Here is a 21,819-nt window from a genome sequence, read left to right as displayed (position 1 = left end):
GGCGGATGAGCGTTCAGCGGTTGATGAGTCCGAAGGCCCCCAGCCCGCCGGCCACCGCCATGAACCAGAGGGGAGAGATACGGGTGCGCAGCATCAGCAGACACACCAGCAGCGACACGACCACCCCGGGGGGATTGGTGTCGGCGGTCTGGAGGATCTTCACTCCCACGGCGAATAGGATGCCCAGGGTGATCGGGCCCAGGCCCCGCTCGAAGGCGATGCGCCAGGGGGAATCCCGCAGCCGGTTCCAGCTCAGGCAGGCCACCACCATCAGCAGGGTGGAGGGCAGCAGGATGGCGATCTCGGCGCCGTAGGCACTGAGCAGGGCCCAGCCGGGCCCCTCCGGCCAGCCGGCGCCCATGCCGAGCAGGCCCACGATCATGGAGCTGGGTCCCGGAGCCGCCTCGGCCAGGGCATAGATGTCGGCGAACTGGGAGGGGGTGAGCCAGCAGTACTGCTCAACGCTCAGATGGTGGTACTCAGTGAGCAGGGTGTTGCCGCCACCCAGGGAGAAGAGCGACAGGCCCAGGAAGGTGCCCAGCACCGCGATCAGGTGGCCCAGGTCGCCCTGGTCCATGGGGCTGCAGCCTGACAACTGGGTCGCGGCGGCGATCAACAGGCTGCTCATGGGCGGGGATCGTTCCCCGTAAGGCGGGTGTTACGCGGCCAGTACCAGGCCATCGCCAGCGGGCCGGCCACGAGCACCAGGGGCACCAGCCGCACATGGAACAGCGTCATCAGCACAAAGGTGAGGGAGGCCAGCAGCAGGGCCACCGGATCCTTCCAGTACTGATCGAGGATCTTGAAGCCCATGGAGAGGGCCATGCCGGCGGCCGCCGCCACCACCCCCGCCAGCACCCGGTCGATGGCTGGCAGGGTGTGGAACTGGAAGTACACCAGCCCCACCAGCATCAGCAGGGTGAAGGGAACCAGAAGCATCCCCGCCAGGGCCGCCAGGGTGCCTGGCAGCCCCCGGAAGAACGTGCCCACGTAGACGGCCATGTTGATCTGGTTCGGGCCTGGGAACAGCCGCGCCACGGTGAGACCGGTGAGGAACTCCTCGTTGCTCATCCAGCGGCGCTGCTCGACGATGATCCGCTGGCTCCAGGCCGAGAGGCCGCCGCCGAAGGCGGAAAGGGCCACCAGAAGCATGCCCGTGAACAGGTCCCCCAGCCCGGGCGGGGCCGCCGGCGTGACGGCAGCAGGAGTGGCAGCGCTCTCAGTCATGCACGAAGTGGGGATCGGGCGGCAGCTCCCCTTCCTCGTGGAAGGTGGGATCAAGGGGATCCGGGGCGCGGTACTTGGAGGCGGCCTTCCAGTCGGCCTCGAACATCGCCCGCAGCCGGGCCACCACTTCCGGGGCGTCGCTTTCGATGCCCAGCTCCCGGCGCAGATCGAAGGCGCTGCGGTCAATGTTCATCGAGCCGGTCTGGGCGAAGGCGCCGTCGACCAGGATCAGCTTGGCGTGAAGCTTGGGCCGCTGCTGGCGCCGCACCTTGACGCCGAAGCGCTGCATCACCCGCAGGGAGGAAAAGGTGTCGTAGATGTCCCAGTCGCTGATGCCGTGCTTGCCGCCGCACAGCACCCGCACCTTCACCCCCCGCTCCCGGGCGCTGATGATCCGCTCGAGGATCACCGCATCGACGAACTTGGGGTGCTGGATCCAGAGCGTGCGGATGGCGGCATCGACGATGCGGGCCATCTGGCCCCGGCTGTGGGCACTGCTCCACACCAGACCCACCTCCAGATCAGGCTTGAAGAAGCTGCGCTGCCAGTCGGCCTCGAAGCCGGCGATCACCTGGGCCACCACGGCTGGGTTGTAGGTGAGCACGCCGTAGTCGCGGGTCTCCGTGAAGTACTTGTCGGCCAGGTTGAAGGTGGCCACGAGGGCGGTGTGGCGATCCACCACCATTGATTTTTCGTGGGTGACCGGGAAAGCCTCGCTGGTCCAGGCGGTCTCGATCCCCCAGCCCTGGAGACGGGCGAAGGCCCCATCGTTCCAGCGGTCGCCGCCGGAAGTGTGGGGGTTGAGCATGACCCGGACCCGCACCCCCCTCTCCTGCGCGCGGCGCAGGGCCTGCAGCACCTCCTCCGACTGGAGCTTGAACTGCTTGAGCAGCAGCTCCTGGCCGGCCTCCTCGATGATCCCGACCACCGCCTCCACTCCGTCGTCGGGCATCACCAGCAGCCGCTGGGGCCGGTGGAGGACGGAATCCATGACCATCGCCGAGGGATGGGCCTTTCTAGCGGCAGTTCCGGGGCACGGCATGGGCACTCCGGCCGATGGCATTAACCTTCCCCGACGCCCGTGGATGCCGTGACGTCAGCCCCCGCCCGCATCATCCTCATCTGCTCCGGCAAGGGAGGAGTCGGCAAGACCACCCTCACCGCCAACCTGGGCATCGCCCTGGCCCGGCTGGGGGAGCGCACCGTGGTGCTCGATGCCGACTTCGGCCTGCGCAACCTTGACCTGCTGCTCGGCCTGGAGAACCGGATCGTCTACACCGCCCAGGAGGTGCTGGCGGAAACCTGCCGGCTGGATCAGGCCCTGGTGAAGCACAAGCAGGAGCCCAACCTGGCCCTGCTGCCCGCCGGGAACCCCCGCATGCTCGAGTGGCTCACTCCCGAGGACATGCAGAAGATTGTCGCCATGGTGGCCGAGCGGTCCGACTTCGTGCTCATCGACTGCCCCGCCGGCATCGAGGACGGCTTCAAGAACGCAGCGGCCGCGGCCCGCGAGGCGATCGTGATCACCACGCCGGAGGTGTCCGCCGTGCGGGATGCCGACCGGGTGATCGGCCTGCTCAACACCCGGGGCGTGGAACCGGTGCAGCTGGTGCTGAACCGGGTGAGGCCGAAGATGATGGCCAGCCAGGAAATGCTCGGCGTTGAAGACGTGACCGACATCCTGGCCCTGCCCCTGGTGGGTCTGGTGGTGGAGGACGAGCAGGTGATCGTGTCCACCAACCGGGGGGAGCCGCTGACGCTCAACGGCAACGGTTCCCCCGCCGCCCGGGCCTACCAGAACATCGCCAGGCGCCTGCGGGGGGAGGACGTTCCCATGGAGGATCCCTCCAAGCAGCGCCGGGGCCTGCGCGCCCGGCTGATGAACAGGATCCGCAAAACCACCGGTCTGATCTGAGCACCATGACCCTGTTCGATTTCCTGCAACGGTTGCTCGGGCGCCAGAAGCCCAGCGGCACCATGGCCAAGGAACGGCTGCAGCTGGTGCTCGCCCACGACCGCAGCGATCTCAATCCGGAGCTGCTGGAGCAGATGCGGCGGGAGATCCTGGAGGTTGTGCAGCGCTACGTGGAGATCGACATCGAGGAGGGCGACGTGAGCCTTGAGACCGAGGACCGGGTGACCGCCCTGGTGGCCAACCTGCCGATCAGGCGTGCCCGCCCCCTGCCGGCGCTCGTGGCCGCCGCCGCCGCGGTGGGCATGGCCGAGAAGCCCCCGGCCGAGGACCCGCCGGCCTTCGCCCTGCCCCACCCGCCGGAAGAGGAAGCGGAGCGAGAGCCGGACTGAACACCGGAGGCAGGGGCGACGGGCCGCGGGAATCCTGGAGACAGTGATGGAGTTCAGACGCCATGGACGAGGAGTTCTCCGTGGGCATCACCCCGGCCGAAGAGCGGGTGCTTGTCCTGCTGCGCCGGGGCGACAGCAACCGCCACATCGCCGCCCAGCTGGTGCTGAGCCCGCGCACGGTGGAGAGCCACGTCTCCAACCTGCTGTCCAAGACCGGCTGCCGCAGCCGCACCCAGCTGCTGCTCTGGGCCCTGTCCCAGGGATAGGCTGGCCCGGGCTCCAGACCCGCGCCGGCTTAGCTCAGCGGTAGAGCAGCGCTTTTGTAAAGCGAAGGTCATCGGTTCAAATCCGTTAGCCGGCTTACGGTCCAAGGGATTGGATCCACCCCCCCCCTAGCATCAGCCCAGCACAACGAACGGGGGCCATGTCATGCCATGCCTGCTGGCCGTTCGGGGGCCTGCTCGTCCTGGCTGGTGCCCTGGCTCAGGGCCCGCCCCCTCCGCCGCCACCGCTCCCGACCGAGGCGGCCCCCTTGCGATCCGGCGCTGAGATCCTGGGCCGTCCCGGCATCCGCACCCGCTACGCCGATCCCGCCGGCCCGCCGCCTTCACCCGCTGGCGTCGGGGTTCCGGGCACCACCCCACCGGCGCGTCCCCTGACCATTCCCCTCAACGACTCGGTGGAGTTCGCCCCTTCGATGGAGGAAGGCCCCTTTCAGCGACCGACGATCCGGGGACTGTTCCGCTGGGATCTGCAGCCCACGGCACCCCCCTGAAGGGGCGTCAGCCGATCGCCTGGCGGATCGCCACCACACCGAAAGCCACAAACAGACCGCCGCTCAGCCGATAAAGCACCCTTTCGCTGATCCGGCCGCCGATCCACTGACCCGCGCCCACGGCCAGCCCGGTCACCAGGGCATGGCCCAGCAGGGTGCCGGCCAGCAGGCCGGCGAAGGAAAACGCAGGGGCTGCCGCCAGGAAGATGGTGGCGAACTGGGTGCGGTCGCCCAGTTCAGCCAGAAAAACCAGCACGAAGGCCTCCCAGATCACAGCACCCGCACCACGGACGACCCCATGGCTCTCGGCCGCGTCGATCGCCACTTCGGCCTCGTGGGCCTCCTCCCTGGCCGCATCGGCCGGAAGCCCTGCCGCCTCCACCAGCAGCTTCGCCCCGAACCCCAGGAACAGGGCCGCCGCCAGCCAGGGAACGACGGGCTGGGGAAGCCATTCCCTCAGACCGAGGCCCATACCCAGGGACAGCAGGGTGACCAGGCCGAGGGCGGCGAACGCCCCCACGAACACCCAGCGGGGGGGATGGCGCACCGAAAGGATCAGGGCCATGAAGAAGGTCTTGTCACCCAGTTCGGCCAGGGTGATGGCCATCAGGCTGGAGCCGAAGGCAGCCAGACCCGGATCACCGGACATCGGAAGGGTCATGGTGACGCTGGGCTCGCCTGGTTCGGCGCGACGGACCGGGTCGGGCCCGATGGATCGGAGCTTCCTGTAGAAGCAAGATGAAGATTAGGGGAAAGGCTTCCGACTGGGCCCACTCATGGACCGGAGAACAGCCACAGGATCACCGCCAGCACGATCCATCCCAGCCAGTCCAGCTCGAACAGGGGGGTGGTGAGCCGCAGCAGCGGCTCCACCAGCCAGTGGCTCATGGCAACCGAAAGCAGCACCACCAGCAGGACGGGCAGCATCAGACTGCGGGCCCGGCAGGCGCTGACGCGGCCCCGGCGCGGAGCACCTGCCAGGGGTGAACGCCCCCCTCGCCGGACCCACGCCAGGCCAGCACCGTGCTGCCCTGGCCGGATCCCTCCGGCCAGGGCAGGGGCCCCAGCCGGGCCAGCCCAGGAAACTGGCGCCCGGCATCGATCGCCGTGGTGGCCGGGGGCTCACCGGAGCGGTTGGCACTGGTGGTGGCCAGGGGGCCCGTCAGACGGAGCAGCTCCAGAGCCTGGGGGCAGGCCGGCACCCGCAGACCCAGGCTGGTGCCGCCGGGATGGAGCTGGCCGGTGATCTTTCCGCCGATGGGCAGCACGAGGGTGAAGGCGCCGGGCCAGCAGCGGCGGGCCTGATCCAGCCAGGGCTCCTGCCAGGGAATTCCGAGGGCGGCCACCAGCTGGGGCAGATCGGCCCCCATCAGGATCAGAGGCTTGTCGGCGGGCCGCCCCTTGAGCCGCCAGAGCAGGGCGGCGGCCTCGGGACGGGCGGCCAGGGCCGGCAGGGTGTCGGTGGGGAACAGGACAGCCTCCCCGGCCGCCAGCCGCTGAACCAGGACCTCGGGACCGTTCATGGCTCAGGAGCGTCGACGGGGCGCCAGGCGCTGGCGAAGCGATCCCGGCCTTCCAGGTCGGCATGCACCCCGCAGCGCTCCAGCCCGGCAGTGGCCAGCAGCTGGCCCACCGCCGCGCTCTGGTCGTGGTGGTGCTCCAGCAGCAGCAGCCCACCCGGGGCAAGGCCGCGACGGGAGCCGGCCACCAGGGCACGGATGGCCGCAAGCCCATCGGCCCCGCCATCGAGGGCGAGGCGGGGCTCGTGGTCGCGCACCACCGGATCGAGGCCCGCCAGGGTGGCGCTGGGGATGTAGGGAGGATTGGCCACCACCAGATCCAGATGGCCCCACTGGGGCTCCAGCCCCTGCCACCAGTCACCGGCCAGGAGGGTCACCTGCGGCGCCAGGTTCCAGTGGGCCAGGTTGGCAGCGGCCCGGGCCAGGGCCTCGCAGCTGGCATCGAGGGCGAAGCCGCGGCTGGCCGGCAGGCCACGGGCAAGGGCGATGGCCAGGCAGCCGGAGCCGGTGCCCAGGTCGGCCCAGCTGAGATCGGCGCGGCCGGGCGGCAGCAGGGAGAGGGCCAGATCCACCAGCAGCTCCGTCTCCTGACGGGGGATCAGCACCCCGGGGCCCACCGGCAGCTCCAGATCGCGCCAGGGGCAGCGGCCCACCAGGTACTGGAGCGGCTCGTGGGTTTCCAGGTGACGACACCAGAGGGCCTCAAGGGCCTCCAGCGAACAGTTGAGCTGCACCACCTCCTCCGGATGGCTCCAGAGCGACTGCAGCCGGCTCCAGCGCAGGCCACCGCCCAGATCCAGCAGCCAGTCGAAGGCAGCAGGGGAGCCGCCCATCGCCAGCAGGCGCCGCCGCCAGCGCAACAGCCGGGCAGCATCGATCGCGCCGGCCCGATCGGTCGCTGCGGGGCCGGAAGGGGGAACGGTGCCGGCGGGGGAAACCATGCAGGGAGCCTAAGCAGGGAGTGCCGCCGGGGCAGGGCCCTCAGCGGGGCCGCCAGCACAGGCCGGCCTCGGCCTGCAACCTGCCGGCCAGCTCCAGCTCCAGCAGGGCAGGCAACAGCTCGGCCGGGGAACGGTACAGGGCCTGGCTGAGCTGCTCCAGGCTTGCGCCTCCCCCCACGGCCCCCAGCAGGGCCTCAAGCTCCGGTGCCAGCTCTCCGCCGGCACCGGCACCGGCACCGCCGCCGGCCGGGAGCGGGTCGGCGGCGCCGGCCAGGGGCCCCGGCCCGAGCTGACCGATCAGGTCGTCGGGATGCAGCAGGGGGGTGGCCCCGCGGGCCAGCAGCCGGTTGCTGCCCAGGGCGGAGATCCGGGCGGCATCCGCCGGCACCACCCAGAGCGGCAGTTCCATCTGCCAGGCCAGCTCGGCTGAATGCAGGGCCCCGCTGGCCTGCGGACACTCCACCACCACCACGGCGGCAGCCAGGGCGACCAGCAGGCGGTTGCGGGCGGCGAAGCTGCCCGCGCGCACGGCATCGCCTCCGGCCAGCTCGCTGATCAGCAGCCCCTCCCGCCCGACACGAGCCTGCAGGGCCGCATGGTGGCGGGGATAGGCCCTCTCCAGGGGGGTGCCCAGCACCCCGACCGGAGCCCCGCAGGCCTCCAGACATCCCTCATGGGCGGCCCCGTCGATGCCCTCGGCCAGGCCGCTGAGCACGGGCCAGCCCGCCGCAGCCAGGGCAGCGCCCAGGGCCCGGGCCATCGAGAGGCCATGGAGGGACGGGCGCCGGGTGCCCACCACCGCCACCGACCGGCACCGGCCCAGGTGGGGCCAGAGGCTGCCCCGTCCCTGCCAGTGGAGCTGCAGCGGCGGGCGCTCGAGCCGCCGAAGCCCGGCGGGCCAGGCCCGATCCCCCGGCACCAGCACGGTCCGGCCGGGGCCGCAACAGGAGGCGAACACCTCCAGGGGCTGGGGCCCCCAGCGGTGACGGAACCGCTCCACCGTTTCCGCCAGGCCCTCCCCCAGCCCGGGCACCGCCGCCAGCTCCCGGGCGCTGGCACTCCAGGCTCCGGCCAGCCCCGCGAAGGCCTCCTCAAGGGCGTGGAGACGCCGCCAGCCCAGGCCGGGACACCGGCTCCACAGCAACCACCAGAGGCGTCGCCGGCGATCCCAGCCCTCCGGCCGCGAAGAGCGCACCCCGCCACCCGCACCAGGAAAGACACCCCGCACCAGATCACCCATGGCCGGCCAGGACAACGCCCCAGACTGAAGTACAAATGTACTATGGCTCAGCGGGCACGGGCGGCCCCGACCGCAGCACGGCCAAGGCCCGCTCCAGGTCGTCCGGCAGCCGGCGCAGCAGACGGCGCCGGGACGGCCCCCCGGAGAGATCCACCAGCACCAGCTCGACGCGTGCCTCCGCCGCCACCGCCCCGTCCGGGGCGATGAACACACTCCCCCAGGGGAGTCTGAGCCCTTGCCGCGGCAGCACACGGCTGCGCAGTTCCACACCGTCGCCATGGAGGAGGGCCTGGCGGAAGTCCAGCCTCAGGCCCACCACCGGCAGCTCCAGGCCCCGGGCCGAGAGGGCGCTGTAGGCCAGCCCCGCTTCCGCCAGGGCCTCGACACGGGCCTCCTCCAGCCAGGCCAGATAGGCCCCGTGCCACATCACCCCGGCGTGGTCGGTGTGCTGGGGCAGCACGCGCCGCCGCAGGCGCCACCAGGGCCCTTCCAGGGGCTGCATCACGGTCTTCACCACGGGGGGATTACGGAACGGACTTCAGCCATAGGCTGAATCCAAGCGACCTTGAAGTCCGTGTTCCGCAACCTGTTGATCGCCGATTCAGGCCAGGGCCATGTGGAGGAGATGGTGCGCATGCTCCGCCACATCCCCCCCTGCCGTCAGGCCCGGCTCAATCTCCTGCACGTGATCACCGAGCAGGGGGGGCTTGACCTGGAAAGCCACCGCCAGCGGGCGGAGGGTCTGGTGCAGGAGGCCGTCGATCGACTCGGGCTCCAGACCGCAGACGTCAACATCCTGGTGCGGGAGGGCGACACCAAGCAGACCGTCCTCAAGGTGGCCGACGAGCTCGATGCCGACCTGATCGTGATGGGCTCGCGGGGCCTGGGCCGGCTGCAGTCGATCCTCGCCAACAGCGCCAGCCAGTACGTCTTCCAGCTGTCCACCCGGCCCATGCTGCTGGTCCGGGACGATCTCTACATCCGCGCCATCAACCGGGTGCTGGTGGCCATCGACGGCACCGGAGTGGGGGACGACGCCCTGCGGCTGGCCTGTGAACTGGTTCAGGGGATCCCCGGGGGCAGCCTCACCGGCGTGCACGTGTCACGCCAGGACATCATCCCCTCCCGCGGAGGACGCAGCCCCGCTGACGAGGTGCTGGACAGGGCCATCCACAGGGCCCGCAGCTTCGGAGTGGAGATGAAACCCCTGCATCGCACCGGCGACATCGGCCGCAGCGTCTGTGCCACCGCGGAGGAGATGCAGGCGGATCTGGTGGTGATCGCGTCCCAGGACCGCCGCCCCCTGGTGGCCAAGGCCCTGGTCGACCTGGACCGGCTGCTGGGCAGCTCGGTGAGCGACTACATCCGGGTGCATGCCCCGGCTCCGGTGCTGCTGGTGCGGGAGCCGGAGGGAAGAAGCCGCTGAGCCAGCCTCAGCCGCCCTGGCGGCTGTTGGTCTGGATGTAGAGGATGATCAGGAAGACGGCGGGAACCAGAACGAACAGGAGGCTGGCAACGAAGCCGAGGTCGTTGGTTTCCATGGCTGCTGGAGAGGTTATGAGAACGTATCACCGCCCATCCACAGGGAGCCCGCCCCCTTCACCGCTCGTTGCGGATGGAGAGGCGCTGGGCTCGGCAACCTCCTCAGCGACCTCCTCCGTGTCGGGCTCCATCTCGGACGGGGGCGGCGCGGGCCAGGCCGTCGGGCCCTCCGGCAGGGGCTGGGAACGGGCCTGGGTCAGGGCACTCTCCCGGTCGGCCAGACCCACCTGGGGGCGGGTGACCACCAGGAGCGACTTCTGCACCAGGGCCTGACAGGCCAGCCGCCAGGACTGGGGCCGCCGCTTCAGCTTCTGCTGCTCCACCCCCGTGAGCTCAGTGAGGGCATGGGGGCCACCGCCCTCCACGAGCTCCACAACCTCCACGAAGCAGGTGATGCACTGGCCGCAGCCGCCGCAGTTGCCCAGGCGCCCCTTGAGGCCGTAGAGCTCGATGCCCTCGCGCAGGGCCACCTCCCGGAGGTTCTCCCCGGGGTAGCACTCCACATCGCGCTGCTCACGCACGAACCGGATCACGGGCATGGCGGAAGCCTCTCGGGGAATGGGTTGGCCTCCATTGTGAGACGCGCCGTTGCGGTCCGTTACCTGGGCCCCCGTGGCACGGCCCGCAACCCTTACCATCGCCAGCACGGATCGGTCATCGCCGATCGTCCCCTTAGCCGCCATCGCTCCGGCGACCGGCTTCGGCAACTGTCAACCCAGACCTGACCCCCCAATGGGATTGCCCTGGTACCGGGTGCACACGGTCGTCATCAACGACCCGGGCCGACTGCTGGCCGTGCACCTCATGCACACCGCCCTGGTAGCCGGCTGGGCCGGCTCCATGGCGCTCTACGAGCTCGCGATCTTCGACCCCTCCGACCCGGTCCTCAACCCGATGTGGCGCCAGGGCATGTTCGTCATGCCCTTCATGGCCCGCCTCGGCGTGACGGGCAGCTGGGGCGGCTGGAGCGTCACCGGTGAAACCGGTGTCGATCCCGGCTTCTGGAGCTTCGAGGGCGTCGCTGCCGCCCACATCATTTTCAGCGGCCTGCTCTTCCTGGCCGCCATCTGGCACTGGACCTACTGGGATCTGGAGATCTGGCAGGATCCCCGCTCGGGCGAACCCGCCCTCGACCTTCCCAAGATCTTCGGCATTCACCTTCTGCTGGCAGGCCTGGGCTGCTTCGGCTTCGGAGCCTTCCACCTCACCGGTGTGTTCGGACCGGGGATGTGGGTCTCGGATCCTTACAGCCTCACGGGTCACCTCGAACCGGTGCAGCCCGCCTGGGGGCCTGAAGGCTTCAACCCCTTCAACCCGGGCGGGATCGTGGCGCATCACATCGCCGCCGGCATCGTCGGGATCATCGCCGGCATCTTCCACATCACCACCCGGCCGCCGGAGCGCCTCTACAAGGCCCTGCGCATGGGGAACATCGAAACCGTGCTGGCCAGTGCCATCGCGGCCGTGTTCTTCGCTGCCTTCATCGTGGCCGGAACCATGTGGTATGGCTCGGCGGCCACCCCGGTCGAGTTGTTCGGCCCCACCCGCTACCAGTGGGACCAGAACTATTTCAAGACGGAGATCAACCGTCGGGTCCAGACCGCCATCGACAACGGCGCCACCAAGGAGGAGGCCTACGCGGCCATCCCCGAGAAGCTCGCTTTCTACGACTACGTCGGCAACAGCCCTGCCAAGGGAGGTCTGTTCCGCGTCGGTCCGATGATCAACGGGGATGGCCTGCCCACCTCCTGGATCGGCCACATCTCGTTCACCGACAAGGCGGGCCACGACCTCGAAGTCAGGCGCCTGCCCAACTTCTTCGAGAACTTCCCGGTGGTCCTGCAGGACCAGCAGGGCATCGTCCGCGCGGACATTCCCTTCCGCCGCGCCGAGGCCAAGTACTCCTTTGAGCAGCAGGGTGTGACGGCCACCGTCTACGGCGGTGCCCTGAACGGCCAGACCTTCACCGACCCGGCCGACGTCAAGCGCCTGGCCCGCAAGGCCCAGCTCGGCGAAGCTTTCGAGTTCGACCGCGAGACCTACCACTCCGACGGCACCTTCCGCAGTTCACCCCGCGGCTGGTTCACCTTCGGCCATGCCTGTTTCGCCCTGCTCTTCTTCTTCGGTCACATCTGGCACGGTGCACGCACCCTCTACCGTGATGTCTTCGCCGGCATCGACCCCGATCTCGGTGAGCAGGTGGAGTTCGGTCTGTTCGCCAAGCTGGGCGACCGTTCCACCCGACGACTGCCCGAGGGCTATGTGCCCCCGGCCGGTTCCACCCTCAGCTGACCGCCAGCCCCCCCGAGGATTCCCATGGAGAGCTTCGCCTACATCCTGATCCTGGCCCTGGCCATTTCCACTCTGTTTTTTGCGATCGCCTTCCGCGACCCGCCGAAAATCGGCAAGTGACAGGCCTTCCGGATTGATTCGACCCCTGGGAAACCAGGGGTTTTTTCATGTCGCACGGCCTGTCGAAAAGGGTGGGCCTTCTCTTTGGCCACCCATCTGCTTACACTCGAGTCACCAGCAAGCGTGTCCGGGGATGCAATGTCCCTCCTGCCAACACACAGATAGCCGGGTTCTGGAATCACGGGCAGCCGATTCCGGGCGCAGCGTGCGCCGGCGGCGGGAGTGCCTCAACTGCGACTTTCGCTTCACCACCTACGAGCGTGTGGAGACGGTCCCGATCACCGTGGTCAAGCGCAACGGCAGCCGGGAAACCTTCAACCGCAGCAAACTCCTGCACGGCCTGCTGAGAGCCTGTGAAAAAACAGGTCTGGAACCCTCCCGGCTCGAGGCCGTGGTGGACGATATCGAGCTCGCCCTGCAGCAGCGGGCCGGTCGTGAAGTGAGCAGCAACGAGATCGGCGAGCTTGTGCTCCAGCGGCTCAGGGAGATGAGCGAGGTGGCCTATGTCCGCTTTGCGTCCGTCTACCGCCAGTTCCAGAGTGTCAGTGATTTCGTGGCCACCCTGGAGGGTCTGGGCAGCCGGGGCAAGGCCAAAGGCCGGCTGGCGGTGGTGGGCTGAGGCCGGAGGGCAGCAAACCCATTGATAGAGTGATTGATCGGGTGTGCGCTGCAGGCGGGCAGCCACTCCGTTCCTTCACACTGCCACCGGCAGACCGCCCCAGCTCCATGACCCTCACCCCTTCTTCCGAAACCGACACCCTCGAGCCCGTCACTGACGCCTTGGCAGAGACCATCGGCGAGGAGACGGCCGACGTCGAGAACAGTGCCGAACTCGATCTGACGGTCTCGGAAGAGGTGCCGAGCGCGGACGACTCCAGCAGCAGGGCCAGCGGCCGCGACGGCGACGGCGTGGGCTTCACGATCGACGAGTTCGCGGCCCTGCTCAGCAAGTACGACTACAACTTCAAGCCGGGCGACGTCGTCAACGGCACCGTGTTCGCCCTGGAATCGAAGGGCGCCATGATCGACATCGGCGCCAAGACCGCCGCCTTCATGCCCCTGCAGGAGGTGTCGATCAACCGCGTGGAGCACCTCTCCGACGTGCTCGAGCCCGGGGAGGTGCGTGAATTCTTCATCCTCAGCGAGGAGAACGAGGACGGCCAGCTCACCCTCTCGGTGCGACGCATCGAGTACCAGCGGGCCTGGGAGCGGGTGCGCCAGCTGCAGAAGGAGGACGCCACCATCTACAGCGAGGTGTTCGCCACCAACCGCGGTGGTGCCCTGGTGCGGGTGGAGGGCCTGCGGGGCTTCATCCCAGGCAGCCACATCAGCACCCGCAAGGCCAAGGAGGAGCTGGTGGCCGACTTCCTGCCCCTCAAGTTCCTGGAGGTGGACGAGGAACGCAACCGCCTGGTGCTGAGCCATCGCCGCGCCCTGGTGGAGCGCAAGATGAACCGCCTTGAAGTGGGCGAAGTGGTGCTGGGCACCGTGCGGGGCATCAAGCCCTACGGCGCCTTCATCGACATCGGCGGCGTCAGCGGACTGCTGCACATCTCCGAGATCAGCCACGAGCACATCGAGACCCCCCACACCGTGCTCAACGTCAATGATCAGATGAAGGTGATGATCATCGATCTCGATGCGGAGCGCGGCCGGATCTCCCTCTCCACCAAGGCCCTCGAGCCCGAACCTGGCGACATGCTCAGCGATCCCCAGAAGGTGTTCGACAAGGCCGAGGAGATGGCCGCCCGCTACAAGCAGATGCTGCTGGAGCAGGCCGAGGACACCGAACCCATGGGCGTCACCCTCGAATGAGGCCGCTGGCCCCCGCGGGCTGACCATGGTGCTTCTCTCCCTGCGGGGCACCGTTCTCTCCTGCGGCACAGGTGTCCTGGCGGCGGTGCTGTTCGACAAGGACGGCACCATCAGCCACAGCGAACCGATGCTCGAGGCCCTGGCCAAGGCCAGGGTCTTTCACTGTCTGGAGCTGGCCGATCTGGCCCAGCGCGACCCGGAGGGTCACCGTTTCCTGGCCGACCTGCTCCATCGCGCCTACGGCCTCTCCGACGAAGGGATGCTCCCCTCCGGCACGATGGCGGTGGCCAGCCGCGACCACAACCTGGTGGCCACCGCCACCGCCCTGGTGCAGGCGGGGCTGGGCTGGCCCGAGGCGCTGGCGATGGCCGAAACGGTCTTCGCCCGCACCGATGACCTCCATGGCCAGGGAAGTGAAAGCCGTCCGGCACCCACCCCGGGCCTGCGGCCGCTGCTGGAAGCCCTGCGCGATGCGGGGGTGCCCTGCGCCGTGATCAGCAACGACCATGTCGAAGGGATCGAGTCCTTCCTGGCGGCCCATGGGCTGGGACGCTTCGTGCAGGCCATCTGGAGCGCCGAACACCAGCCGAGGAAGCCGGATCCCGATGCCGTGCACGGCCTCTGCCGTGAGCTGGGCGTGGCGGCGGAACACTGCGCCCTCATCGGCGATGCCAACAGCGACCTGCGCATGGCCCGGGCCGCAGGTGTCCCCGTGGTGCTCGGCTACCGGGCCGGCTGGCGACGACCGGCCGAGCTCGATGCCTCCTTCCCCCAGCTGGATCACTGGCAGGAGCTCAGCGTGACGGCGGCGACCACGCCGCCGGGGCCGCCGTCCATGGCCTCAGGTGACAGTCGGCCCTTGGGAATAAGCTCACCCATCGATTGATCGCTCCCCCCCATGAGCCGTTTCGTCTTCACCTCCGAATCGGTGACGGAAGGCCACCCCGACAAGATCTGCGACCAGGTCAGCGACGCGGTGCTCGACGCGCTGCTGGCCCAGGACCCCACCAGCCGGGTGGCCTGCGAGACCGTGGTGAACACCGGTCTGTGTCTGATCACGGGGGAGGTGACCACCAACGCCCGGGTCGACTTCAACACGCTCGTGCGAGGCGTGATCGAGCAGATCGGCTACAGCGGCGCCCGGGCGGGCGGCTTCGATGCCAGAAGCTGTGCTGTGCTCATCGCCCTCGACCAGCAGTCGCCGGACATCGCCCAGGGGGTGGACGAAGCCGATGACCACGACGGTGACCCCCTCGACAAGGTGGGCGCCGGCGACCAGGGGATCATGTTCGGCTTCGCCTGCGACGAGACTCCCGAGCTGATGCCCCTGCCGATCAGCCTGGCCCACCGCCTCGCCCTGCGGCTGGCCCAGGTGCGCCACGACGGCAGCCTCGGTTACCTGCTCCCCGACGGCAAGACCCAGGTGAGCGTCGTCTACGAGAACGATCGCCCCGTGGCGATCGACACCATCCTGATCTCCACCCAGCACACCGCCGAGGTGGCCGGCATCAGCGACGAGAAGGCGGTGCAGCAGCGCATCAAGGACGACCTCTGGAACCACGTGGTGATGCCCGCCACGGACGACCTGCCCCTGAAACCCTCCCGCGAAGGCACCCGCTTCTACGTCAACCCCACCGGCAAGTTCGTGGTGGGCGGCCCCCAGGGCGATGCGGGCCTGACGGGCCGCAAGATCATCGTCGACACCTATGGCGGCTATGCCCGTCACGGCGGCGGCGCCTTCTCCGGAAAGGATCCCACCAAGGTGGACCGCTCCGCCGCCTATGCCGCCCGCTATGTGGCCAAGGCCCTGGTGGCCGCCGGCCTGGCCCACAAGGCCGAGGTGCAGCTCAGCTACGCGATCGGGGTCGCCCGGCCCGTGAGCATCCTGGTGGAGAGCTTCGGCACCGGCGTGCTCAGCAATGCCGACCTCACGGCCCTGGTGCAGGAGCACTTCGACCTGCGCCCCGGCGCCATCATCGAAACCTTCGGCCTGCGGGAGCTGCCCCGGCAGCGGGGCGGCCGCTTCTACCAGGACGTGGCCGCCTACGGCCACTTCGGCCGCAAGGATCTCGACCTCCCCTGGGAGGACGTCAGCGCCATCGCCGGCACCCTGAAACAGGCCACGGCGGACCGTGTCAGCGCTGTTCCTGGGGGTTGATCTCGGCAGCAGCGGCCTGCGGCTGAGCGTTCTGGCTCCGGAGGGAGCGCCTGGCGGCAACCCCGATAGCCCCCTCCTGAGCGGAGAGGGATCCTATGGAGGGCCCTTCGAGGATCCGGAGGCCTGGCGGCAGGGTCTGATCCGGCTGATGGAGAGCGTGCCCGCGGAGATCCGCTCCAGGATCAGCGCCCTGGCCCTCGACGGCACCTCCGGCACTCTGATGGCCTGCCATGCCGACGGCAGCCGGCCGGCGCCCCCCCTCGACCGGGCCCTCCCGTATCACCTGGCCTGTCCTGAGCAGGCCGCTGCCATGGCGGCATTGCTGGAGCAGACCCCGGCGGCGGCCAACCATCCCGCCGCCAGCGCCAGCGGCAGCCTGGCCCGGGCGCTGCGGCTGCAGGCCATGGCCCGCGAGGCGGGGCTGGCGTCCCGCCTGCTGCTGCGCCACCAGGCCGACTGGCTCATGGGCTGGCTGCTGGACGACTGGCGCTGGGGCGAGGAGGGCAACAATGTGCGGCTGGGCTGGGACCTGCAACGGCGCCGCTGGCTGGGGACCGTCGCCGAGGGCATCGGGTCGGACGTCCTGCCCCAGGTCCGCCCCAGTGGCAGCGTTCTGGGCCGACTGGGCCCGACGGCGGCGGAAGCCCTGGGACTGCCCGGGGACTGCCGGGTGGTGGCGGGCAGCACCGATGCCAATGCGTCCGTGCTCGCGGCCGATCCGGGCGAAGCTGACGGCATCGCGGTGCTGGGCACCACCCTGGTGCTGAAGCAGTTCGTGCCGGCGCCACTGGCCGGTGCGGGCATCAGCAACCACCGGGTGGCCGGCCGCTGGCTGGCCGGGGGAGCCTCCAACGCCGGCGCCGGCATCCTGCGCCGCTTCTTCAACGACGGCCAGATCGCGGAACTCAGCCGCCAGATCGATCCGAACCGGCCCACGGGACTGGCGCTGCGCCCCCTGAGCCGGCCCGGCGAGCGCTTCCCGGTGGACGACCCTGCGCTGGAGCCGATCCTGGGGCCGAGGCCCGTCAGCGACGCCCGCTATCTTCAGGCCCTGCTGGAGGGCCTCACCACCATCGAGGTGGCCGGCTGGCAGCGGCTGCGGGAACTGGGCGGCCCCCCGCTGCAGCGGGTGATCACGGTGGGGGGCGGCGCCCGCAACAGCCAGTGGCGGGCCCTGCGCACCCGCGCCGTCGGGGTGCCGGTGCTGAACCGACCGAAACGCACGGCGGCCCTGGGCATGGCCCTGCTGGCCAGGGCCAGCGACAGGATGGGGGCGGAACCACCACCCCCACAGCCATGAACGAACGTCTCAGCTCGATCCTCGCCATGGCGCTGTTCGTCGTGCTGGCCGGCTACGTGGGCTTCAGCGGCTTGAGGCTGGGCCTGCTGCTGTGGCAGCGGTTCGCCGGCGCCTGAGACCACACTCCCCCTATCCCACCTGACCCCCATGGCCAACGATCCCCTCACCGCCGCCGTGAGCGACCGCATCTGCAAGCACATGAACGACGACCACGCCGAAGCCGTGCTGGCCTATGCCCGCCATTACGGCGGCCTCAGCGGGGCCCGGGAGGCCCGCATGATCGCCGTGGCTCCCCAGGCCATGCGCCTGGAGGTGGATGGCGCCCTGGTGGAGGTGCCCTTCGATCACACGCTCAGCGACAGCGAAGATGCCCACCGCACCCTGGTGGCCATGCTGCGGTCGTTGCCCGGGAAGGCTTGAACCAGCGACCGCACCGCCCGCGGCGGTGCCCACCCCTGAGCGACCTCCTTTCCCGCCTGGGCCGGATTCCCCTCAGCTGGATCACCGACTCCCGGTGCCCCCTCTGTCGCGGCGCCCTGCCGCCCGAGCGTTCCCCGCGGACCGCCTGCCCAGACTGCCGCACCAGGCTTCCCCTTCCCGCCGGCGCCCTGCAGGGAAACGAGCCCCTGCTCTGGTGGGCGGCCGGGACCTACGACGGCGAGCTCAGGCGGCTGCTCCTCAACCTGCGCCGACGACCGCAGGAGACCGGGGTGGGGGCCCTGGTGGGAGTTCTGGCCGAAGCGCTGCCCCCATGGCGACGCCGGCCCCTGCTGGTGCCGGTGCCGAGCTGGAAGCGGCACGGCAACCCCCTTCCCGGCCTGATCTGCCGCCAGCTGGGCTGTCAGCTGGGCTACCGCAGCGCCGAGCTGCTGGAGCGATCCCGGCCGGTGCTGGGCCAGCACCACCTGAACCGGGCCATGCGGCTGGCCAACCAGGAGGGCGCCTTCCGCTGCCGCCGGGGTCCCCGTCCCGGCGAGGCCCTGGGCCGGCCGATCCTGATCGTGGACGACATCCTGACCAGCGGTGCCACCGGCCGCAACGCCGCTCTGGCGATGGAACCGCTCGGCTGGCAGGTGGTGGGGCTCCTCTGCCTGGCCCGGACCCCCCTGGCCCGCTCGCTCCCCGGCAGGAGCCGCAGCATGCGGTGATCTAAGATCACGCCGTCACTCCGGTGACGGGCCGGGATAGCTCAGTTGGTAGAGCAGGCGACTGAAAATCGCCGTGTCCCCAGTTCAAATCTGGGTCCTGGCATTGTGGGCGGACAGCCCGAGAGGCCATCACCATGCCCCTTCCGCCACCCGCCTCCAACCAGGTCTTCAACAACGCCGACAGCTTCGCCCAGGCGTTCGACGCCGCATGGCAGACCCACAGCCGCCAGGAGCCGTCCCACGGCCTCACGGCCTCCGCGAAGCTGGATGCCATCCTCACCAGGGTGGCGGACCATCCCTTCGCCCAGTCCGACCCGGCCACGGCCCGCCAGGTCGGCGCCTTCAGGATCCGCCTGCTTGACCTCTAGCCTGCGCCCATGAGCAGCTCCCTCGCCCGCCTGATCCGGCTGCTGAGTGCCGGCTTCAGCAACCAGACCCAGGCCTTCGACAATCCCCCCCTCTACGCCCACATCCTGGTGAAGTTCCGGCCACTGCCCCAGCTGGCACCCGGCTCCCTGCTTCTGGAGCAGACCTACGCCATCACCCCCGGAGAGCCCTACCGGATCCGGGTCCTGCGGGTCGAGCAGCGCGACGGCCAGCTGATCATCCACAACCAGGCCCTCCATGGGGAGCAGCGCTTCTGGGGGGCCGTCGAGGATGAGCAGCGCCGCCAGCAGATCGGCGCCGACGATCTCCGTCCCCTCGAGGGCTGCACCTACGTGGTGCAGGAAGCCGGTGAGGGCTTCGTCGGCGAGGTGGAACCCGGGTGCCGCTGCCTGGTGGAGCGCAAGGGCAGCACCGCCTATCTGGTGAGCCGCTTCGAGATCAACTCCCGCGGCATGCGCACCATCGACCGGGGCCATGATCCCCGAAGCCACGAGCAGCTCTGGGGTTCCCTGGCCGGCCCCTTCGAATTTGAACGCACCCACGACTACGGCGAGGAGATCCCCAGCGCCTGGCTGGAGGTCTGAGCCCCATCCCCGGGCGCTCTGCTCTCAGGCGATCAGCTCGTCCATGAAGGGCTGCTCACCTTCGTCGAGGAAGGGGTTGCTCTCCTCGGGATGGGGGTCGAACCCGTGGGGAGTCGGACCGTGGGCCGGCAGCTCCTGCTGCAGGGCCGGGGGTACCACGGCCTGCAGATGGCGGGATGCCCCTGGCCGATCCAGACCCTGGAGGGCCGCCTCAATCCGGGCGAGGCGCTCTTCGGTGTCACCGAGGCGCTGCTCCAGGGCCTCTCCATGGGCGGAGTCCTGACCGGCGACCTCCTCAAGGCGTTCGACCAGGTGCCGTTCCTGCCCAGCCAGCCGCTCCTCGAGTTCCAGCAATCGGTAGGTGAGAGATTCGGTCACCTGGGAGAGCACCTGCAGCTGGTCGGCCAGCCGCAGGGAGGGGTCGGCGGATGGGGGCACAGGAGCCATGACAGCCATTGGAATCTGGGCGGATGGTATCGCCGTGGCGCCGGGCCGCCAGGGGTGGGGTCCAGGCAGCGGGGCGCGGGGGGAGCAGTCCGTGGGGCGCGGGGCTTTGTAACGATTCTGAAAACCCTGTCGTGGCGAGCGGACAGGCCCATAGGATCCGCTTTGCAGCCCATGTTCGGGACGTTTCCTGCAGTCGTCCTTCTGGGCGCCTGCCTATCTGCAGCGGCCCCCGGCACTGCTCCAGCACTGCTCCGGCCCTGTTCTCCGCCTTCCTCTCCAACGCTTTCTCCCTCCGGCCCCCCACGCTCATGACACTTGCCAACGCTGCCTATCTGGGCATCGAGCGTTTCGCCAACGACCGCAACCAGGAAAACTGGACGAACGCCACCGAAAACGACAAGGCCGCCCTGATCCGCGCCGTCTACACCCAGGTGCTGGGCAACCAGTACATCATGGCCAGTGAGCGGCTCGAGGGACCGGAGTCCCTCTTCAAGCGTGGCTACCTCAGCGTGCGGGAGTTCGTTCGCCAGGTGGCCAAGAGCGGTCTCTACAAGGGCAAGTTCTTCGAGAACTGCAATCCCTACCGGTTCATCGAACTGAATTTCAAGCATCTGCTGGGTCGGGCTCCCCAGAACAAGGCCGAGATGCTGCATCACTTCACGATCCTCCAGGAGCAGGGCTACGACGCGGAGATCGATTCCTACATCGACAGTGCCGAGTACCAGACCCGCTTCGGTGAAGAGGTGGTTCCCTACCTGCACGGCTGGAACTACTCCTCCGGCCAGCAGGGGCTGCAGTTCTCGTACATGCTTCAGCTCACCCGGGGCGTCGGGGCCTCCGTGCGGGGCGACATCCTCAAGACCCAGTCGCGGCTCAACCCTTCGGTGCACGCGGAAGCGCCGATGCCGGTGGTGAGCCCCAATGCCAAGGGCAGCGTCTTCCGCAAGGTGACCACCGATGGCGTGACCCGCCAGGGGGTGGGTGCCGGCGAAGAGGGTCGCACCTTCCGGGTGGAGATCTCCGGATTCAACAACTACCGGCTGCACAAGCGCAGCAATCGGGTGCGCTTCATCCCCTACAACAAGCTGCTTGAGACCCAGCAGCAGATCCAACGGGAAGGTGGCCGCATCGCCAGCATCACCCCGGTGAACTGAACCCCGGCCCGTCCCCAGGTCCCAATTCCCCACCCCCCAACGTCACCATGAAGGTTTCCGCAGGCACCCGAGGCACCGGCCTCAACAGCTCCCGCCAGGTGGCTCTCACCGTCACGGGCATGAACAACAACGACTACTCCCGCACCGCGGACATGGTCATGAATGTTCCCTACACCCGCATGAACGAAACCATGCGCCTGATCAACGGCATGGGCGGCAAGATCGTCGGTGTCTCGGTCAGCGGGGGAGCCAGCGACAGCCCGGCTCCCGCCCCACGCAAAAGCAAGGCCAAAGGCAAGGCCGAGGGCTGAAGGCTCCGGCCCCAGACGCGCAGCCCCCTGCCCCGACAGAGCGTGCATCATGCTCTCCACAGGCCCCTCAGGGGCCTTTTTTCATGGCGGAAAAGGCTCGCCGACGCGCCCCAAAGCCTGGACGGGTGGGGACTTCGGCCCGGGGGATTGCATCAGCAATGACCATTTGTTAACGGGCTCCCAACCTGTGGAGCCTTGGGACAACAATGGTCAGGTCTTTCGGGAATGCGCCCGGTTCCAACCGGGCGGCAGCTGAAAGCCACGAGTTCGACGACGATTCCTCCGCCCCCCCGGAGGGCGTCCGAGACCTCATCCCCTTACCCACCCACTCCCGACGTCCACGTCGAGAACAGGAGCTCTTCAATGTTCGACGCCTTCACCAAGGTCGTTGCGCAGGCTGACGCCCGCGGCGAATTCCTCAACTCCGGCCAGATCGACGCCCTCTCGGGCGTGGTTGCCGACAGCCTCAAGCGGATGGACACCGTCAACCGCATCACCTCCAGCGCCTCCAAGATCGTCACCAACGCGGCCCGCGATCTCTTCGATCAGCAGCC

At 69.1% G+C, this 21,819-nt stretch carries 30 protein-coding genes, 2 tRNA genes and 1 pseudogene; 21 read left to right on the top strand and 12 right to left on the bottom strand.

Features of this window, described 5'->3' with window-relative positions; translation table 11 throughout:
• Window positions 1-13: 13 nt before the first annotated feature.
• Genes KUG41_RS15035 through KUG41_RS15025 form a run of 3 tightly spaced genes read right to left on the bottom strand, consistent with a single transcriptional unit; the run spans window position 14 to window position 2,218 of the window.
• Complete coding sequence (locus tag KUG41_RS15035; RefSeq protein ID WP_216905019.1) at window positions 14-628, bottom strand: chromate transporter; 615 nt, start codon at window positions 626-628, stop codon at window positions 14-16.
• A complete protein-coding gene (locus KUG41_RS15030) occupies window positions 625-1,227 on the bottom strand; it encodes a chromate transporter (protein WP_254217343.1) in 603 nt (200 codons plus the stop codon). Before KUG41_RS15030 ends, KUG41_RS15035 begins: the two co-directional genes overlap by 4 nt.
• A complete protein-coding gene (locus KUG41_RS15025; protein ID WP_216905018.1) occupies window positions 1,220-2,218 on the bottom strand; it encodes a phosphatidylserine/phosphatidylglycerophosphate/cardiolipin synthase family protein in 999 nt (332 codons plus the stop codon). Before KUG41_RS15025 ends, KUG41_RS15030 begins: the two co-directional genes overlap by 8 nt.
• A gap of 90 nt (window positions 2,219-2,308) precedes the next feature.
• Between KUG41_RS15025 and minD the strand changes: the two genes are divergently transcribed.
• From minD to KUG41_RS15000, 5 genes are all read left to right on the top strand, one after another.
• Window positions 2,309-3,142 carry a septum site-determining protein MinD gene (gene minD, locus KUG41_RS15020; protein ID WP_216905017.1) on the top strand — a complete coding sequence of 278 codons (834 nt, stop codon included), beginning with the start codon at window positions 2,309-2,311 and terminating at the stop codon, window positions 3,140-3,142.
• Between the two features lie 5 nt (window positions 3,143-3,147).
• Window positions 3,148-3,531, top strand: coding sequence for a cell division topological specificity factor MinE (gene minE / locus KUG41_RS15015; protein ID WP_216905016.1), 384 nt, complete (start codon window positions 3,148-3,150; stop codon window positions 3,529-3,531).
• A gap of 62 nt (window positions 3,532-3,593) precedes the next feature.
• Window positions 3,594-3,797: a response regulator transcription factor gene (locus tag KUG41_RS15010; RefSeq protein WP_216905015.1), complete on the top strand. Its 204-nt coding sequence runs from the start codon at window positions 3,594-3,596 to the stop codon at window positions 3,795-3,797.
• A 23-nt stretch (window positions 3,798-3,820) separates the two neighbouring features.
• Window positions 3,821-3,892 (top strand) — tRNA-Thr (locus KUG41_RS15005).
• Between the two features lie 171 nt (window positions 3,893-4,063).
• A complete protein-coding gene (locus tag KUG41_RS15000) occupies window positions 4,064-4,306 on the top strand; it encodes a hypothetical protein (protein ID WP_216905014.1) in 243 nt (80 codons plus the stop codon).
• Between the two features lie 7 nt (window positions 4,307-4,313).
• On the opposite strand, the gene KUG41_RS14995 is transcribed toward KUG41_RS15000, so the two are convergent.
• From KUG41_RS14995 to KUG41_RS14970, 6 genes are all read right to left on the bottom strand, one after another.
• A complete protein-coding gene (locus KUG41_RS14995; RefSeq protein WP_216905013.1) occupies window positions 4,314-4,967 on the bottom strand; it encodes a TMEM165/GDT1 family protein in 654 nt (217 codons plus the stop codon).
• A 113-nt stretch (window positions 4,968-5,080) separates the two neighbouring features.
• Complete coding sequence (locus tag KUG41_RS14990; protein ID WP_216905012.1) at window positions 5,081-5,233, bottom strand: hypothetical protein; 153 nt, start codon at window positions 5,231-5,233, stop codon at window positions 5,081-5,083.
• Entirely contained in the window at window positions 5,233-5,829 is a 597-nt protein-coding gene (locus KUG41_RS14985) for an L-threonylcarbamoyladenylate synthase (protein WP_216905011.1), read from the bottom strand. Before KUG41_RS14985 ends, KUG41_RS14990 begins: the two co-directional genes overlap by 1 nt.
• The gene (gene prmC, locus KUG41_RS14980) at window positions 5,826-6,767 is read right to left on the bottom strand and encodes a peptide chain release factor N(5)-glutamine methyltransferase (RefSeq protein WP_216905010.1); all 942 of its coding nucleotides are present in this window, start codon (window positions 6,765-6,767) and stop codon (window positions 5,826-5,828) included. The genes KUG41_RS14985 and prmC overlap by 4 nt, the downstream gene beginning before the upstream one ends.
• Window positions 6,768-6,807: 40 nt before the next feature.
• Window positions 6,808-8,022, bottom strand: a complete 1,215-nt coding sequence (locus KUG41_RS14975) for a DNA-processing protein DprA (RefSeq protein WP_254217342.1) — start codon at window positions 8,020-8,022, stop codon at window positions 6,808-6,810.
• Between the two features lie 25 nt (window positions 8,023-8,047).
• The gene (locus KUG41_RS14970; protein WP_216905027.1) at window positions 8,048-8,509 is read right to left on the bottom strand and encodes an acyl-CoA thioesterase; all 462 of its coding nucleotides are present in this window, start codon (window positions 8,507-8,509) and stop codon (window positions 8,048-8,050) included.
• 72 nt (window positions 8,510-8,581) lie between these two features.
• On the opposite strand from KUG41_RS14970, the gene KUG41_RS14965 reads away from it, so the two are divergent.
• On the top strand, window positions 8,582-9,433 hold the full coding sequence (locus tag KUG41_RS14965) for a universal stress protein (RefSeq protein ID WP_216905026.1): 852 nt from the start codon (window positions 8,582-8,584) through the stop codon (window positions 9,431-9,433).
• A 7-nt stretch (window positions 9,434-9,440) separates the two neighbouring features.
• Here the strand turns inward: KUG41_RS14965 and psbM are convergent, their stop codons facing one another.
• Window positions 9,441-9,548 carry a photosystem II reaction center protein PsbM gene (psbM, locus tag KUG41_RS14960; protein WP_015109223.1) on the bottom strand — a complete coding sequence of 36 codons (108 nt, stop codon included), beginning with the start codon at window positions 9,546-9,548 and terminating at the stop codon, window positions 9,441-9,443.
• A gap of 27 nt (window positions 9,549-9,575) precedes the next feature.
• On the bottom strand, window positions 9,576-10,088 hold the full coding sequence (locus tag KUG41_RS14955; RefSeq protein ID WP_216905009.1) for a 2Fe-2S iron-sulfur cluster-binding protein: 513 nt from the start codon (window positions 10,086-10,088) through the stop codon (window positions 9,576-9,578).
• 193 nt (window positions 10,089-10,281) lie between these two features.
• On the opposite strand from KUG41_RS14955, the gene psbB reads away from it, so the two are divergent.
• The 12 genes from psbB (at window position 10,282) to KUG41_RS14895 (ending at window position 19,353) form a co-directional block, all read left to right on the top strand.
• Complete coding sequence (gene psbB, locus KUG41_RS14950) at window positions 10,282-11,841, top strand: photosystem II chlorophyll-binding protein CP47 (protein WP_216905008.1); 1,560 nt, start codon at window positions 10,282-10,284, stop codon at window positions 11,839-11,841.
• A 24-nt stretch (window positions 11,842-11,865) separates the two neighbouring features.
• Window positions 11,866-11,961 (top strand): photosystem II reaction center protein T, encoded by a 96-nt coding sequence (locus tag KUG41_RS14945; protein ID WP_010314684.1) that lies wholly within the window; start codon window positions 11,866-11,868, stop codon window positions 11,959-11,961.
• A 133-nt stretch (window positions 11,962-12,094) separates the two neighbouring features.
• A complete protein-coding gene (gene nrdR / locus KUG41_RS14940; protein ID WP_216905007.1) occupies window positions 12,095-12,580 on the top strand; it encodes a transcriptional regulator NrdR in 486 nt (161 codons plus the stop codon).
• 107 nt (window positions 12,581-12,687) lie between these two features.
• Window positions 12,688-13,776 (top strand): 30S ribosomal protein S1, encoded by a 1,089-nt coding sequence (locus KUG41_RS14935; RefSeq protein WP_216905006.1) that lies wholly within the window; start codon window positions 12,688-12,690, stop codon window positions 13,774-13,776.
• A 25-nt stretch (window positions 13,777-13,801) separates the two neighbouring features.
• Window positions 13,802-14,662: an HAD family hydrolase gene (locus KUG41_RS14930; RefSeq protein WP_216905005.1), complete on the top strand. Its 861-nt coding sequence runs from the start codon at window positions 13,802-13,804 to the stop codon at window positions 14,660-14,662.
• A 12-nt stretch (window positions 14,663-14,674) separates the two neighbouring features.
• Window positions 14,675-15,934, top strand: coding sequence for a methionine adenosyltransferase (gene metK, locus KUG41_RS14925; RefSeq protein ID WP_216905004.1), 1,260 nt, complete (start codon window positions 14,675-14,677; stop codon window positions 15,932-15,934).
• Window positions 15,909-17,234 (top strand): FGGY-family carbohydrate kinase, encoded by a 1,326-nt coding sequence (locus KUG41_RS14920; protein WP_216905003.1) that lies wholly within the window; start codon window positions 15,909-15,911, stop codon window positions 17,232-17,234. The genes metK and KUG41_RS14920 overlap by 26 nt, the downstream gene beginning before the upstream one ends.
• Window positions 17,235-17,381: 147 nt before the next feature.
• Entirely contained in the window at window positions 17,382-17,654 is a 273-nt protein-coding gene (locus KUG41_RS14915) for a DUF2470 domain-containing protein (protein ID WP_216905002.1), read from the top strand.
• The gene (locus KUG41_RS14910) at window positions 17,651-18,382 is read left to right on the top strand and encodes a ComF family protein (protein WP_254217341.1); all 732 of its coding nucleotides are present in this window, start codon (window positions 17,651-17,653) and stop codon (window positions 18,380-18,382) included. Before KUG41_RS14915 ends, KUG41_RS14910 begins: the two co-directional genes overlap by 4 nt.
• A 30-nt stretch (window positions 18,383-18,412) precedes the next feature.
• Window positions 18,413-18,485, top strand: a tRNA-Phe gene (locus KUG41_RS14905).
• A 31-nt stretch (window positions 18,486-18,516) separates the two neighbouring features.
• Window positions 18,517-18,750: a hypothetical protein gene (locus KUG41_RS14900; RefSeq protein WP_216905001.1), complete on the top strand. Its 234-nt coding sequence runs from the start codon at window positions 18,517-18,519 to the stop codon at window positions 18,748-18,750.
• A gap of 9 nt (window positions 18,751-18,759) precedes the next feature.
• Window positions 18,760-19,353: a chromophore lyase CpcT/CpeT gene (locus KUG41_RS14895; RefSeq protein ID WP_216905000.1), complete on the top strand. Its 594-nt coding sequence runs from the start codon at window positions 18,760-18,762 to the stop codon at window positions 19,351-19,353.
• A gap of 24 nt (window positions 19,354-19,377) precedes the next feature.
• Here the strand turns inward: KUG41_RS14895 and KUG41_RS14890 are convergent, their stop codons facing one another.
• Complete coding sequence (locus tag KUG41_RS14890; protein WP_216904999.1) at window positions 19,378-19,800, bottom strand: hypothetical protein; 423 nt, start codon at window positions 19,798-19,800, stop codon at window positions 19,378-19,380.
• A 308-nt stretch (window positions 19,801-20,108) separates the two neighbouring features.
• Here KUG41_RS14890 and KUG41_RS14885 point away from each other — a divergent pair, with 308 nt between their 5' ends.
• The 3 genes and pseudogenes from KUG41_RS14885 to KUG41_RS14875 all read left to right on the top strand — a co-directional run.
• Entirely contained in the window at window positions 20,109-20,954 is an 846-nt protein-coding gene (locus tag KUG41_RS14885; RefSeq protein ID WP_216904998.1) for a phycobilisome rod-core linker polypeptide, read from the top strand.
• A 47-nt stretch (window positions 20,955-21,001) separates the two neighbouring features.
• Entirely contained in the window at window positions 21,002-21,265 is a 264-nt protein-coding gene (locus tag KUG41_RS14880) for a phycobilisome linker polypeptide (protein ID WP_216904997.1), read from the top strand.
• Window positions 21,266-21,628: 363 nt separating this feature from the next.
• A pseudogene (locus KUG41_RS14875) lies at window positions 21,629-21,819 on the top strand (phycocyanin subunit beta); the annotation flags it as partial.

Origin of the sequence: Synechococcus sp. CCY 9618, from assembly GCF_019038415.1 — a bacterium.
In the GTDB taxonomy this organism is placed as follows: domain Bacteria; phylum Cyanobacteriota; class Cyanobacteriia; order PCC-6307; family Cyanobiaceae; genus Cyanobium.
The sequence above is the reverse complement of the archived record's forward strand: the minus strand, read 5'-3'. Positions and strand labels throughout refer to the sequence as shown.